The organism is Streptomyces sp. NBC_01244 (assembly GCF_035987325.1).
Lineage (GTDB): Bacteria > Actinomycetota > Actinomycetes > Streptomycetales > Streptomycetaceae > Streptomyces.
Genome location: NZ_CP108488.1, coordinates 7,337,565 through 7,352,004 on the forward strand (window position 1 = coordinate 7,337,565; position 14,440 = coordinate 7,352,004).

Below are 14,440 nucleotides of genomic sequence, written 5' to 3' on the forward strand. Positions count from 1 at the left end.
CGATGAGCACCGGCGCGATGAGCACCGGCCGGACACCCGCCGCCCTGCGGGTCGCCGTGGTCGGCGGGGGCCCGGGCGGGCTGTACGCCGCCGCACTGCTGGCCCGGCAGGGACACGCGGTGGACGTGTGGGAGAAGAACGCCCCCGACGACACCTTCGGCTTCGGGGTGGTCCTCTCCGACGAGACCCTCGGCGGCATCGAAGCGGCCGACGCCGTGGTCTACGCGGCCCTGAGCGCCGAGTTCGTCCGCTGGGACGACATCGACATCGTGCACCGGGGCCGGCTGCTGACCTCCGGCGGCCACGGGTTCGCCGCGCTGGGGCGGCGCCGGCTCCTGGAGGTCCTGCACGAGCGCTGCGCCGGCCTCGGGGTCCGGCTGCGCTTCCGCACCCGGGCGCCCGGCCCCGAGGCGCTCGCGGCCTCGTACGACCTGGTCGTGGCGGCCGACGGGGTGCACAGCCCGACCCGGGAAGCCGCCGCGGAGCACTACGGGCCCACGCTGACGGGCGGGCGGTGCCGGTACATCTGGCTGGCCGCCGACTTCCCCTTCGAGTCCTTCCGCTTCGAGATCGCGGAGACCGAGCACGGGGTCATGCAGCTGCACGCCTATCCCTATGCGGCGGACTCCTCGACCGTGATCGTCGAGATGCGCGAGGAGGTCTGGCACAGCGCAGGCTTCGACCTCTGCGACGAGGCGGAATCGGCGGCGCGCTGCGCGAAGATCTTCGGCGAGGCCCTGCGGGGACGGCCGCTGCGCGGCAACGGCTCCACCTGGACGCAGTTCCGTACGGTGGTCAACGCGCACTGGTCGCACGGCAATACGGTGCTGATCGGCGACGCCGCGCACACCGCCCACTTCTCGATCGGCTCGGGCACCAAACTGGCGGTGGAGGACGCGCTCGCCCTGGCGCGGGCGGTGGAGACCGAGCCGGACGTCCCGGCGGCGCTGGCCGCGTACGAGGCCGCGCGGCGGCCGGCCGTGGCCTCCACCCAGCGGGCGGCGGCCGCCAGCATGCGGTGGTTCGAGGAGCTCGCCGGGTACGTGGACCAGCCCGCCCGGCAGTTCGCCTTCAACCTCCTCACCCGCAGCCTGCGCGTCACCCACGGCAACCTGCGGCTGCGCGATCCGCGCTTCACCGGCGCCGTGGAGCGTGACTTCGGCTGCCCCCAGGCCCCCGAGGGCGGCCCGGACGACGCGGGAACCCCGGCGATGTTCACGCCGTTCACGCTGCGGGGGCTGACCCTGCGCAACCGCGTGGTGGTGTCCCCGATGGACATGTACTCGGCGCAGGGGGGAGACCCGGACGGCTCCGCCTGTGGCGACGGGGTGCCGGGCGACTTCCACCTGGTGCACCTCGGTGCCCGCGCGCTGGGCGGGGCCGCCCTGGTGATGACGGAGATGGTCTGCGTCAGCGCCGAGGGCCGGATCACCCCGGGCTGCACGGGTCTCTACACCGCCGGGCAGGCGGCCGCCTGGGCCCGGATCGCCGACTTCGTGCACACCTCGGCGCCCGGCGCCGCCCTCGGGGTCCAGCTCGGCCACTCGGGCCGCAAGGGCTCGACCCGGGTGATGTGGGAGGGCATGGACGCCCCGCTGCCCGAGGGGAACTGGCCCCTGATGGCCGCCTCCGCACTGCCCTACCGCCCCGGCGTCTCGGCCGTGCCCCGGGCCATGGGCGCCGCCGACCTGGCCGCCGTCCGCTCCGAGTTCGCCGCCGCCGCCGTCCGGGCCGCCCACAGCGGCTTCGACCTGCTGGAGCTGCACTGCGCGCACGGTTACCTGCTCTCCGGCTTCCTCTCCCCGCTGACCAACCACCGCACCGACGCCTACGGCGGCCCGCTGGAGAACCGGCTCCGCTTCCCGCTCGAGGTCTTCGACGAGGTCCGCGCCGTCTGGCCCGCCGACCGGCCGATGACGGTCCGCCTCTCGGCCACCGACTGGGCGCCCGGCGGCACCTCGCCCGAGGAGGCGGTGGCCATCGCCGGAGCCTTCGCCGCCCACGGCGCGGACGCCATCGACGTCTCGACGGGCCAGGTGGTGGCGGAGGAGACCCCCGAGTACGGACGCGCGTACCAGACCCCGTACGCCGACCGGATCCGCAACGCCCTGAACGTCCCCGTGATCGCCGTCGGGGCGATCTCCTCCTGGGACGACGTCAACTCCCTGCTCCTGGCGGGCCGGGCGGACCTTTGCGCGCTCGGCCGCCCCCATCTCTACGACCCGCACTGGACCCTGCACGCGGCCGCCGACCAGTCCTACGCCGGTCCCGCCGCACCCTGGCCCGTCCCCTACCTCGCCGGCAGCCGCAAGCCGCCGACGGGGCGGGGGTAGCCGTAGCCCCCCGCCTATCGGTGTGGCCGCAGGGTCAGGCACTCGTGGCAGTGGCAGGGCTCCGGGTGCGGCCAGTACGGCCAGGCTCCGGAGCGGAGTTCCCAGGCGCGGCGCTCCAGGAGCACCGCGAGGTCCTGGGCGTACGCCTCGTCCAGGTAGCCCGACTCGGCGATCCGCAGTAGGGCAGGAGAGCGCACGAGCACGGGGCGGAAGCTGTGCAGATGCCGCGTGGCCACGTAGGACCACTGGTACCCGCGACCGTGTCGCGGCCGCCCGGCGACCTCGCAGTCCGTGAGGCCGCCCCGCGTGGTGCCGACGTACACCTTGGACCCGCCCTTGAACATCTTCGTGCCCGGGCGCTGGCCCTGGCCGCCCTCGCCGTAGCGGCGCCACAGGACCACGTTCGCGGCGAGCATCCAGAAGGGTTCGACCGGTTCGACCGGTTCTTCGCCGTCCGTTTCGGGGGTGCTCATGCCAGGGCCACCTCCACCCGGTCCTCGACCGGCGTGTAGCCCAGCCGCTGGTAGACACGGTTGCTGGTGGGGTTCGCCAGATCGGTGAAGAGCAGCACCTCCGAGGCCCCGGCCGCGTGCGCCGCCTCGGTCGCGGCGTGGGTGGCCCCGGCGGCGTACCCGCGGCCGCGCAGCTCCGGCGGGGTGTAGACCGGGCCGATCCGGGTCACCGCGTCGATCGGGCGGAAGAACCCGGCCAGCGAGACCGGGGTCCCGGCGTCCTCCCAGAGCAGCATGCCCCCGTACGAGAGCCGGTCGCGCAGGGCCGCCTCGGAGGCGCCGCCGCCCTCGCCGGACTCCTGCTTGAAGGCGGTGACCCACTCCAGGAGCAGCGGGAGGTCGGCCTCTCCGGCGGGGCGGGCCCTCCCCGCCGGGGCGGGGTCGGGGGCGATGAGCCCGGCGAGCCGGTAGAGACGGTTCTCCTCCACGACCTCGCTCGGCTTCCCCCAGGAGACGGCCAGCACCCTCGCGTCCTCGCGTCGGGCGTTGAGCGCGTCGACCCCGGCGAGCAGCGGCTCGGAGGCGAGGGCGGCTCCCAGCTCCCGGACCGCCTCGGCGGGCAGCGTGCCGATCAGCAGCGGGTGCGGCGGGCACTGGACGACGGCGCCCGCGACCCGTCCGTCGGCCCCGGTCCACCAGCCGAAGAGGGGCGGCTCGGACCCGAAGACGTCCAGGCCCTGCCGCTCCAGCGCGTCGATGACCGTGACCAGCTGGGTGTGGGGCACGGGCTGCGCCGCCACGGCGGGGCGCGCGGCGGCCGCCCAGGCCGCCAGATCAGGGGTGAAGGTCCACGTCATGGCACATGATCGCCCGTGCCCGGCGTGCGGTACAGCCCTTTTCCCGCCCGCCGGAAGCAGGCCGCCCCGCCGGGTCAGCTCGGCAGCCACCCCGGCCACCACGGCGGCACGTTGTCCGGCCCGCACCGGCCCGGGTACCCCGGATAGCCGTCCAGGGTGCCCCTGACGGCGAAGAACCAGAGCACCAGGGTCCCCAGCGCGAGCACCACCGGCACCATCCGCAGCAGCGGGTGCCGGCGCGGCGTGAGCATCGCGACCAGCACCCCGCAGAATGCGAAGCCCACCACCAGGACCGGGAGCAGGAGGGTCAGCTCGGTCCTGCCGCCCGCGTCCGCCCCGGCGTCGCAGTAGGCGCGCGCGTGGGAGGCGAGGGAGATCGCCAGGCAGCCTGCGGCCGCGCCCAGCAGCCCGGAAGCGGCCAGCGAGAGGACGTGGGGCCACGTGCGGGGCCTGGCCGGGGGCGAGGGTTCGGCTCCGGCTCCTCGCGGGGGCTGTTCGGTTCCTGTCACGAGACCAGGTGACGCCCCCGTCCCCGCTACGGTTCCACGAAGCCCGCCCCGAGGTCCCGCAGCCGCTCGTGCAGTTCCGCGAAGACCGCCGCCGAGCGGTCTCCCGGCCAGTCCGCGGGGAGCAGCTCGCGCGGCAGGCCCGGGTCGGCGTAGGGGAGCCTGCGCCAGGTGTCCAGGGCGAGGAGGTAGCCGCGGTAGGCGGCCTCCGGTGTGGGGACGGCCGCGCCCGTCTGCAGGGCGCGCAGGGCGGGCTCGTGGAGGTCGAGGAACTCCTCGTGCTGCTTGGCCAGCGCCGCCAGGTCCCACCAGCGGGCCACCGACTCCGCAGTCGGGGCGAAGCCCAGGTGGGCGCCCCGGAAGAGCTCCACGTACGGCGTCAGGTGCAGCCGCTCCAGGGTGCGGCGGCTCTCCCCGTCCCACTGCGCCGGGGCGATCCACACGCCGGGCGCCACCGAGCCGAAGCCGAGCCCGGCGAGCCGGGAGCGCAGCAGGTGCCGCTTCGCCCGCTCCTGCTCCGGGACGGAGAAGACGGCCAGCAGCCACTCCTGGGACTCCGCCGGGCGGGCGGCCCCGTAGATCCGCCGGTCGCCGTCCTCCAGGAGCCGGTGCGCCTCCTCGGAGAGCTCGTACCCCGCCGCGCGGTCCCCGGTCCGCGCGGGCAGCAGGAAGCCGCGCCGCTTCAGCCGGGACACCGACGAGCGGACGGACGGCGCGTCCACGCCGGCCGCGCCCAGCAGGCGGACCAGCGCGGACACCGGGACCGGGCCGGGGAAGGCCCGCCCGTAGGCGCCGTAGAACGTGACGATCAGAGATCGCGGGGTGTGCTGCTCGACCACGGCTTCACTCTAAATGCTCTCCTTGATCGCGCAGCCGGAAGCGTTGCAGCTTCCCCGTCGCCGTACGCGGCAGGGCGGGCAGGAAGACGAAGGTGCGCGGGCACTTGTGCGGGGCGAGCTCGGTCCGCATGAAGGTGCGCAGGGCGTCCTCGGTGAGGACCGCGCCCTCCCGGGGGACCGCGTACGCGACCACGATCTGCCCGCGCCGCTCGTCCGGGCGGCCGACCACGGCCGCCTCCAGTACGTCGGGATGGCGCAGCAGGGCCTCCTCGACCTCCGGGCCCGCGATGTTGTAACCCGCCGAGATGATCATGTCGTCGGCCCGGGCCACGTAGCGGAAGTAGCCCTCCGCGTCCCGGACGTAGGTGTCGCCCGTGAGGTTCCAGCCGTCCCGTACGTACTCGCCCTGCCGCGGGTCCGCCAGGTAGCGGCAGCCCACCGGCCCGCGTACGGCCAGCAGCCCCGGCACCTCGTCCGCCACCGGCAGCCCCGCCCCGTCCACCACCCGGGCCTCCCAGCCCGGCACCACGCGGCCCGTCGTACCGGGCCGGATGTCCTCGTCAGCCGCCGAGATGAAGATGTGCAGCAGCTCGGTGGCACCGATCCCGTTGATGATCCGCAGGCCCGTGCGCTCGTACCAGGCCTGCCAGGTGGCGGCCGGCAGGTTCTCGCCCGCCGAGACGCAGCGGCGCAGCGCGGAGAGGTCGTAGGCGCCCGTGTCGTACGGGCCCAGCGTGTCCAGCATCGACCGGTACGCGGTGGGCGCGGTGAACAGCACCGACACCCGGTGCTCGGCCAGCGCGGGCAGCAGCCGGCGCGGGGAGCCGTCCGCGAGCAGCAGCGCCGAGGCGCCGGCCCGCAGCGGGAAGACCACCAGACCGCCGAGGCCGAAGGTGAAGCCGAGCGGCGGACTGCCCGCGAAGACGTCCTCCGGGCGGGGGCGCAGCACCTCCCGCGAGAAGGTGTCGGCCACCGCGAGCAGATCGCGGTGGAAGTGCATGCAGCCCTTGGGGCGCCCGGTGGTGCCCGAGGTGAAGGCGATCAGCGCCACGTCGTCGGCGGAGGTCTCCACCGCCGGGAAGGGGTCCGGATGCCGCTCCGCCAGACGCAGCAGATCGTCCGGTTCCGCGCCGCCGTACGCGGTGATCCGCAGACCCGGCACCGCCGCCTTCACCAGGTCGTCCACCACCTCCGCCTGGCACAGGGCGTGGCTCACCCGGGCCATCGAGCACACCGTGGCCAGCTCCTGCGCACGCTGCTGGGCCAGGACGGTGACGGCCACCGCGCCCGCCTTCATCACCGCCAGCCAGCACGCGGCGAGCCAGGGGCCGGTCGGGCCGCGCAGGAGCACCCGGTTGCCCGGGACCACGCCGAGGTCGGAGGTGAGGACGTGCGCGAGCCGGTCCACGCGGGCGTGCAGTTCCCCGTACGTCCACACCGTGCCGTCCGCGCCGCGGAAGGCGGGCCGGCCGGGGCCCAGCCGGGCGATGGTGGCGTCGAGCAGCTCCACACCGCAGTTGAGCCGGTCGGGGTACTCCAGAGCGGGGAGTTCGAAGAGCAGCCGCGGCCAGGCGTGCGCGGGCGGCAGGTGATCGCGCGCGAAGGTGTCTCGGTGAGCGGAAGGCTTGAGCTCCAAGGCGGGTTCGCCCCCTTGCGACGGCCCGCGCCCCGGGTGGGGGCCGGACCCTGCGTATGGACTGTGGACCGAAGTGGAAGAGCCGGGCCGTGCGAACGCAGCACGAGCGTATCGTCATGGTGACGGGAGTCAACAGGACGCGATAGAGGCTGGGGCATACGGATGACCCGATTCACGGGATTCGCGCTCGGGGTGGACCAGGAGGAGTGGTGCGCGCGGCTGCGCGCACTGGCGGCGGAGCGGCTGCGGCCGCTGGCGGAGAAGGGAGAACCGGGCCGGGTCAACCGGCCGCTGCTCGCCGCACTCGGCGAAGAGGGGCTGCTGGGGCGGGTGTTCACCTCGGGCGCGCTGGAACTGTGCCTGCTGCGCGAATCCCTCGCCTACGGCTGCACGGAGGCGGAGACGGCCCTCGCCCTCCAGGGACTGGGCGCCTACCCGGTGCTGCGCTCGGGCAGCGACGCACAGCGCGAGCGCTGGCTGCCCGGGGTACGGGCCGGGCGCACGGTGGCGGCCTTCGCGCTGAGCGAGCCGGGGGCCGGGTCGGACGCGGGGGCGCTGGCGCTCGAAGCGGTGCCCGGGGGCGGGGGGCGGGGAGGGCGCGGAGGCCGGGGTCGGGGCTGGCGGCTCAGCGGGGAGAAGTGCTGGATCTCCAACGCCCCCGAGGCCGACTTCTACACCGTCTTCGCCCGCACCGGCGAGGGCCCGGGCGCCAAGGGGGTCAGCGCCTTCCTGGTCCCGGCGGACCGGCCGGGGCTCTCGGGGGAGCCCCTCGACATGCTCTCCCCGCACCCGATCGGTGCGCTCGCCTTCGACGGGGTCCCGGTCGGCCCGGACGACCTGCTGGGGGAGCCGGGCCGGGGCTTCAAGGTGGCCATGGACACCCTGAACCTGTTCCGCCCCAGCGTGGGCGCCTTCGCCGTCGGGATGGCCAGGGCCGCCTTGGACGCCACGGTGGCGCACACGGCGGCCCGTACCGCCTTCGGCGGGGTGCTGGGCGACCTGCAGGCCGTGGCGCACCGGGTGGCCGAGATGGCCACCCGGACCGAGGCGGCCCGGCTGCTCGTGTACGCGGCGGCGGAGGCCTACGACGCGGACGCGCGCTCCCCACAGGTGCCGAGGCGGGCGGCCATGGCGAAGCTGCTGGCCACCGAGACGGCCCAGTACGTCGTCGACCACGCGGTACAGCTGCACGGGGCGGCCGCCCTGCGCCGGGGGCACCTGCTGGAACACCTGTACCGGGAGGTGCGGGCGCCGAGGATCTACGAGGGGGCGAGCGAGGTGCAGCGCACGATCATCGCCAAGGAGCTCTACCGGGAGGCGAGGGACACGGCTGCGATGCGGGAAGCACTGGAGGCGCGGCAGACGCCGGAGATGCCGGGGGTGGGGGAAGCGTGAGCCTGGAGCGGATCAACCCGCGGGAGCTGTCGCCGGCGACGGGTTTCTCGCACGCCGTCGTCGCGAGCGGGAGCCGGCTGGTGTTCCTGGCCGGGCAGACGGCGCTCGACGGAGCGGGGAAGGTGGTGGGAGAGGCGCTGCCGCAGCAGTTCGAGCGGGCGCTGGCCAACCTGCTGGCCGCACTGGCGGAGGCGGGCGGCTCGCCGTCCGACCTGGCGCGGGTCACCGTCTATGCCGTGGACGTGGCCGATTACCGGACCTGCGCCGCCGAACTGGGCCGGATCTGGCGCCGGTTGGCGGGCCGGGAGTATCCGGCGATGGCGGTCGTGGGCGTGGTCCGGCTGTGGGACGAGGCGGCGCTGGTCGAGCTGGACGGGCTGGCGGTGCTCCCGTAGGCCTTTCCGCTGGTGAGCGTGGGTGCCCTTGCGGTGCCTTTGACAGTGGGCAGGGGAGGGGGGAGGGTGGAAGCGGCTCATAACGGAGTAATCCGGACCATTCAACCCTTCATTCTCGGAGGTGTATGACTATGCGCCGTGGGTTCGTTGCGGCAGCCGTGGCAGGGGCCGCCGGGATCACGCTCGGCCTGATGCCGGTCAGCAGTGCCTTTGCCTCGGGCTTGCCGCAGACATACGACCGGTGTTCCAACTGGCGCGGCAGTGACTGGCGCGGGGACGACTGGTGGCGCAACTGCTGCGACACCTCACGCGCGGACCGCCCCAGTTGGTGCTGGGACAACAACGACTGGGACAACAACAGTTGGAACAGCAACTGGGACAACGACAACTGGGGCAACGACAACTGGAATCACGACAACTGGAACGACAACGACAGCTGGAACCACGACCGCGACAACGGCAACTGGAACCACGACAACGGCAACAACTGGCGTGATGGCAACGGCGGATGGAACGACGGCGGCTACCGCAACGGGAACAACTGGAACGACTGACCGGCTGACCGGCTGACCCGCTGGCTGGCTCACCGACCGACCGACCGACCGACCGGCTTGGCGCGAGGCCCGGGCGCGGTGAACCGCGCGCCCCGGGCCCGCCCCGCTCGGCGGCCGGCTAGCGGCCGCCGCCCTCCAGCAGGTTCCCCATCCACTCCTCGATGCCCGCCACCGTGCGCGGCAGGGCGCCCGACATCAGTCGGGCGCCCTCGGCCGTGATCACAAGGTCGTCCTCGATGCGGACGCCGATGCCGCGCAGCTCCGGCGGGAGGGTCTCGTCGTCGGGCTGGAGGTAGAGCCCCGGCTCCACGGTGAGGACCTGGCCCTCCTCCAGGACCCCGTCCAGGTACGTGTCCGCGCGCGCCTGCGCGCAGTCGTGCACGTCCAGCCCCAGCATGTGCCCGCTGCTGCACAGGGTGTAGCGCCGGTGCAGATCGCCCTCGGCGTGCTTGAGCACCCCCCACTCCGTGAGCCCCTCCGCGATCACCCGCATCCCGGCCCGGTGGAAGTCGCGGAAGCTCGCGCCCGGCCGCAGCGCCGCCATGCCCGCGTCCTGCGCGGCCAGGACCAGTTCGTACACCTGGCGCTGGACGGGGGAGAACCGGCCCGACAGCGGGAGGGTGCGGGTGACGTCCGCCGTGTAGAGGCCGTCGGTCTCCACGCCCGCGTCCATCAGGAGCAGATCGCTCGCGTTCAGCCGGCCGTCGTTGCGGATCCAGTGCAGCACGCAGGCGTGCGCGCCCGACGCGGCGATCGTCTCGTAGCCGGTGCCGTTGCCCTCGGCGCGGGCGCGGCGGTTGAAGACCCCCTCGATCCACCGCTCGCCGCGCGGGTGGGCCAGGGCGCGCGGGAGGTCCCGTACGACGTCCTCGAACCCGGCGGTGGTGTGGTCGACGGCGAGCTGCAGTTCGGCCACCTCCCAGGCGTCCTTGACCAGGCGCAGCTCGGAGAGGGCGACGGCCAGCTCCGGGTCCGCGGCGGCATTGCGTCCCGTCGGGGACCCCAGTGCGTCCAGGTGGGCGCAGCGGATGCCGGAGAGCCGCTCCGCCTCCGCGAGGTCGGGGCGGCGGCCGACCCAGAACTCCCCGTAGCGGCGGTCGCGGTAGAACTCCTCGTTGCCGCCGGTGCGCGGTGAGCGCGGGCGCAGGTAGAGGACGGCCTCGTGGCCGTGCGGGCCGGCCGGCTCCAGGACCAGGACGTGGCCGACTTGGTCCTCGCCGGTGAGCCCGGTCAGCCAGGCGTACGCGCTGTGCGGGCGGAAGCGGTAGTCGCAGTCGTGGCTGCGGACCTTCAGCTCGCCCGCGGGGATGATCAGCCGTTCCCCGGGGAAGCGCGCGGAGAGGCGTGCGCGGCGGGCCGGGGTGACGGCGTACGCGGGGACGCGTGCGGCGTCCGGCAGCGGTGAGGCCGCCCAGTCCGACGCCATGAAGCGTGACAACTCGGCTGATACCGGCAGGTCGTGACTGCCGATGTTGAGCCCGGTGGTGGGGCGGGAGGGGGTGTCGGTCACAGGGGCTCCCTCAAGAAGATGCGAACTGGTGGGCGCACAGGTCTTGTCAGTGCAATTTCACATTACTATGTTACAGCTCACACCGCGCCCCGTTAATCCCCGCCAAACGCCGCGTGAAGCAGGGCAGTTCCGCACCTTTTCCTCACCGCCCCCCAGCCAGGAGTCCTTGGTGTCCCAGCACAGAGTCGTGCGCACGTCCCTCCTCTCCGCCGCCGTCGCGGTCACCCTCCTCGCCACGGCGGGCCAGGCCGTGACCCAGGCCGCGGAGACCGGTGCCCCGGCCGGCGCTCCGGCTGCCGCCGGGCCCGGCACCTTCGCCACCGGCACCTTCGCCACCGGCACCTTCGCCACCGGCGCCGCGGGCGCCGAGGCCGGTGCGAACCCGTTCGACGAGGTGGAGCACCTCGCCGACGCGCAGCAGGCCGCCCCCGCGGCTGCCCCGGCCCCGGGCGGCCAGACGCCCGGCGGGCAGGCCGTCACCGAGGGCAAGGTACCCGGCGCCGCCACCGCGCCCGCCGCCGTGACCGCCACGAAGAGCGGCAGGCTCGCCGCCGCCGCCCAGGGCACCACCGCGGGCGTCCCCTGCACCCTCGACGGGATCACCGGGCTCACCCCGGAGCAGTTCGCCGACTTCCTCGCCGACCCGGCTGTCACCGCCGCCAAGGGCGGCTGTCTCTCCGGCCTCATCTGGACCTGGGACGCCCGCCTGGCCCCCGTCATGTCGGACGCCCACGTACAGGCCGTCTCCCGCCGGATATCCGGCCTGGCCGCCGCCCACGACGGCCTGAACTCCTCCCACCTGGAGGAGATGTTCACCTACCTGCACGCCGTGGCCTACCACGACCACTCCCGCGCCGAGATCGACGTCACCGACGCCCCGACCGTCGAGGCCATGCGCCAGGCCATCGCCGCCTTCGCGGGCGCCGCCCGCAGCTTCGACGCCACCGCCTCCAACGCCCGCACCCTGCGCGAGGCCCTCTACGCCGGCAGCGCCCCGGGCCTGCGCCACCACCAGCTCGGCCTGATCAAGAACGTCCTGGCCACCATGGATCCGTCGCACACCGCGACGCACCTGGACACCGCCTGGGCGGGCGCGGCGCTCGCCGCCCTCTCCGTCAACTACCTCGGCGTGTACAACAACGACACCGCGTTCCACTCGGCGGCCGCCGCCGACGCCCCGTACCGCGCCACCTTCAAGAACTTCGCGGCCTACGCCCACCTCAAGGGCACCGCGAACGCCTGGGTGGCCCGCGACGCCATCGCCGAGTTCGGCCGCTTCGGCCAGATCGCGGGGCTGAAGGACGGGGTCACCGCCGACCTCGGCGCGCTCCTGGGCGCGGCCAGGGCCGCCTTCGGCGACGGCAGCGAGCCGTGGGCGAAGGCCGTCTCCTGGCTCAACTTCTACCAGGCGTGCAAGCCGTACGGGGTGTGCAAGGAGGACATCGAGCGGGAGCTCTTCCCCCACACCTATACGTACGACAGCGGCGCCATCAAGGTCCGCACCGCCCTCGACCGGGCCACCGTCGACCAGCTCTACCACGCGAGCAAGCAGGTCAAGACCCAGTACCACCGGGTCGTGGGCACCGACCAGCCGATCGCCGGGGACGCCAACGCCACCCTGAACATCGTGCTCTACGCCTCCCGCGCCGACTACGTGAACTACCAGCCGCTCCTCACCGGCTACGGCACGAGCAACGGCGGCATGTACATCGAGAACGGCGCCACCTTCTACACCTACCAGCGCCGCGTCCCGCAGGACTCCCAGCTCACCCTGGAAGAGCTCTTCCGCCACGAGTACACGCACTACCTCAACGGCCGCTTCGCCGTCCCCGGCACCTTCGGCCAGGGCGCCTGGTACCAGGGCGACCGTACGACCGCCATGGACGAGGGCACCGCCGAGTTCTTCGACGGCGCAACCCGCGACAACGGCATCGCCGTACGCAAGTCCCTGATCAAGAGCATCATCGCCGACACGGCCGGCGGCGGCCCGCGCATGTCCGTGGACCAGCTCCTGCACGCCACCTACGCCAACGACGGCTTCCGCTTCTACGGGTACTCCGGCGCGTTCTTCGAGTTCCTGTGGAACGAGCAGCCCTCGAAGCTGCGGGAGATGTACGGCTACCTGCGGGCCGACGACCCGGCGGGCTTCGACGCCTGGCGGAGCAGGATGGGCCGGGACGCGGCCGTCCAGACCGGCTACGACCGGTTCCTGGACGCCCAGATCGCCAAGGTCGACCAGCTGTTCGTGCCGAACACCTCCTTCACCCCGAACGCGCAACTGCGTGACGCGGCGCTCGCGGACGTGAAGTCCACGTTCGCGACGGCCACGTACAACACCCCGGACTGCGTGGAGAACGGCGAGCCGGGCAAGCGCCGGTTCACCTGCACCGGCAGGATCACGGCGAACCTGAAGGACTGGCGCAGCGAGGACCAGAACTTCAAGGACATGTCCGAGACGGTCGACTACTTCATCCTCGACCGGGCGGGCGCGGCCTCGAACAACCTGGCCGACATGAACTGCTCCTTCGGGGTGCTGGACATCTGGACCAACCGGGTGGCGGGAACGTCGAGTTACAGCTGTGAGGGTCCGCTGCGCGGCTGACCTCGGCCGGTCCTGTTCCGTCTCAAAGAAATGTGACATATTACTGTCGTGCCCAGACAATCACCGGACCTCGTGATCATCGGCGCCGGCGTCGTCGGAGCCGCGTGCGCGTACTACGCGGCGCGCGCCGGACTCCGCGTGGCCGTCGTCGACCGCGGCCCGGTCGCCGGCGGCACCACCGGCGCCGGCGAAGGCAACCTGCTCGTCTCCGACAAGGAGGCCGGCCCCGAGCTCGAGCTCGCGCTGCTGTCGGCACGGCTCTGGCGCGAGCTCGCGCTCGAACTCCCGAGGGAGATCGAGTACGAGGCCAAGGGCGGCCTGGTCGTCGCCGCCGACGAGGCCACCGTGAAGGCCCTGCGGGGCTTCGCGGACGGCCAGCGCGCGGCCGGGGTCGACGCGGTCGAGGTGGGGCCGGGGGAGCTGCGCGAGCTGGAGCCCCACCTCGCTCCGGACCTGGCGGGCGGCTTCCTCTACCCGCAGGACGCACAGGTCCAGCCGGCTCAGGCGGCGGCGCGGCTGCTGGCCGCGGCGCCGGGTGTGGCGCCGGGTGTGGAGGTGTACCTCGGGGAGGAGGTCACGGAGCTCCTGCGGGGCCCCGCGGGCGAGCTGCGCGGCGTCCGTACGGCCCGCCGCGACCTCCTCGCCCCGGCGGTGCTCAACGCGGCCGGCACCTGGGGCGGAGCGGTGGCCGAACTGGCCGGAGTCGCCCTTCCGGTGCTGCCCCGGCGGGGGTTCGTCCTGGTGACGGAGCCGCTGTCGAGGGTGGTGCGGCACAAGGTCTACGCCGCGGACTACATCGCGGACGTGGCGAGCGGGTCGGCGTCGCTGCAGTCCTCGGCGGTGGTCGAGGGCACCCCGGCGGGGCCGGTCCTGATCGGCGCCACCCGCGAACGGGTCGGCTTCGACCGCTCGCTGTCGACGGAGGCGCTGCGCCGGCTGGCGGCGCAGGCGGCCGCCCTCTTCCCGGTCCTGGCGGACGTGCGCGTGCTGCGGACCTATCACGGCTTCCGCCCGTACCTGCCGGACCACCTCCCGGCGATCGGTCCGGACCCGCGGGTCCCGGGGTTGTTCCACGCCTGCGGCCACGAGGGCGCGGGCATCGGCCTGGCCCCGGGGACGGGTGCGCTGATCGCGGCGTTCCTGACGGGTGCGGCCCCCGCGCTGGACGCGGCTCCGTTCGCTCCGGCCCGCTTTGCGGGGGCCCCGCTGTGACCGGGTGCGGCGCCGTTGCCGGGGACCGGTCCCCGGGCCCCTGCGCCTCAAACGCCGGCGGGGCTGGGGTGTGGCCGGCGGTCGGTCTGGCTGCGGGTGGGGGTCGGTGCCGGGGGCGGGGTGGGGTATCGGCCTGGACTGCATGATTT

The 14,440-nt window shown here is 73.8% G+C and carries 12 protein-coding genes; 6 read left to right on the forward strand and 6 right to left on the reverse strand.

The window, feature by feature from the left end; all coding sequences use genetic code 11:
• The first annotated feature begins 2 nt into the window (after positions 1 to 2).
• Complete coding sequence (locus tag OG247_RS32855) at positions 3 to 2,333, forward strand: bifunctional salicylyl-CoA 5-hydroxylase/oxidoreductase (RefSeq protein WP_327255588.1); 2,331 nt, start codon at positions 3 to 5, stop codon at positions 2,331 to 2,333.
• Between the two features lie 14 nt (positions 2,334 to 2,347).
• Here OG247_RS32855 and OG247_RS32860 read toward each other — a convergent pair whose 3' ends face one another.
• From OG247_RS32860 to OG247_RS32880, 5 genes are all read right to left on the reverse strand, one after another.
• Complete coding sequence (locus OG247_RS32860) at positions 2,348 to 2,806, reverse strand: hypothetical protein (protein ID WP_327255589.1); 459 nt, start codon at positions 2,804 to 2,806, stop codon at positions 2,348 to 2,350.
• Complete coding sequence (locus OG247_RS32865) at positions 2,803 to 3,642, reverse strand: GNAT family N-acetyltransferase (protein ID WP_327255590.1); 840 nt, start codon at positions 3,640 to 3,642, stop codon at positions 2,803 to 2,805. Before OG247_RS32865 ends, OG247_RS32860 begins: the two co-directional genes overlap by 4 nt.
• Before the next feature lie 74 nt (positions 3,643 to 3,716).
• Entirely contained in the window at positions 3,717 to 4,151 is a 435-nt protein-coding gene (locus OG247_RS32870) for a hypothetical protein (RefSeq protein ID WP_327255591.1), read from the reverse strand.
• Positions 4,152 to 4,177: 26 nt separating this feature from the next.
• The gene (locus OG247_RS32875) at positions 4,178 to 4,987 is read right to left on the reverse strand and encodes a PaaX family transcriptional regulator (protein WP_327255592.1); all 810 of its coding nucleotides are present in this window, start codon (positions 4,985 to 4,987) and stop codon (positions 4,178 to 4,180) included.
• A 4-nt stretch (positions 4,988 to 4,991) separates the two neighbouring features.
• Complete coding sequence (locus OG247_RS32880; RefSeq protein ID WP_327255593.1) at positions 4,992 to 6,623, reverse strand: AMP-binding protein; 1,632 nt, start codon at positions 6,621 to 6,623, stop codon at positions 4,992 to 4,994.
• A 162-nt stretch (positions 6,624 to 6,785) separates the two neighbouring features.
• Between OG247_RS32880 and OG247_RS32885 the strand changes: the two genes are divergently transcribed.
• From OG247_RS32885 to OG247_RS32895, 3 genes are all read left to right on the forward strand, one after another.
• Positions 6,786 to 8,018 (forward strand): acyl-CoA dehydrogenase family protein, encoded by a 1,233-nt coding sequence (locus OG247_RS32885; RefSeq protein WP_327255594.1) that lies wholly within the window; start codon positions 6,786 to 6,788, stop codon positions 8,016 to 8,018.
• On the forward strand, positions 8,015 to 8,413 hold the full coding sequence (locus OG247_RS32890; RefSeq protein WP_327255595.1) for a RidA family protein: 399 nt from the start codon (positions 8,015 to 8,017) through the stop codon (positions 8,411 to 8,413). The genes OG247_RS32885 and OG247_RS32890 overlap by 4 nt, the downstream gene beginning before the upstream one ends.
• Positions 8,414 to 8,544: 131 nt before the next feature.
• Positions 8,545 to 8,967 carry a hypothetical protein gene (locus tag OG247_RS32895; protein WP_327255596.1) on the forward strand — a complete coding sequence of 141 codons (423 nt, stop codon included), beginning with the start codon at positions 8,545 to 8,547 and terminating at the stop codon, positions 8,965 to 8,967.
• Positions 8,968 to 9,085: 118 nt separating this feature from the next.
• Here OG247_RS32895 and OG247_RS32900 read toward each other — a convergent pair whose 3' ends face one another.
• Positions 9,086 to 10,477 (reverse strand): aminopeptidase P family protein, encoded by a 1,392-nt coding sequence (locus OG247_RS32900; protein WP_327255597.1) that lies wholly within the window; start codon positions 10,475 to 10,477, stop codon positions 9,086 to 9,088.
• 169 nt (positions 10,478 to 10,646) lie between these two features.
• On the opposite strand from OG247_RS32900, the gene OG247_RS32905 reads away from it, so the two are divergent.
• The gene (locus OG247_RS32905) at positions 10,647 to 13,079 is read left to right on the forward strand and encodes a collagenase (RefSeq protein ID WP_327255598.1); all 2,433 of its coding nucleotides are present in this window, start codon (positions 10,647 to 10,649) and stop codon (positions 13,077 to 13,079) included.
• A 48-nt stretch (positions 13,080 to 13,127) separates the two neighbouring features.
• Positions 13,128 to 14,291, forward strand: coding sequence for an NAD(P)/FAD-dependent oxidoreductase (locus tag OG247_RS32910; protein WP_327255599.1), 1,164 nt, complete (start codon positions 13,128 to 13,130; stop codon positions 14,289 to 14,291).
• Positions 14,292 to 14,440 lie beyond the last annotated feature (149 nt).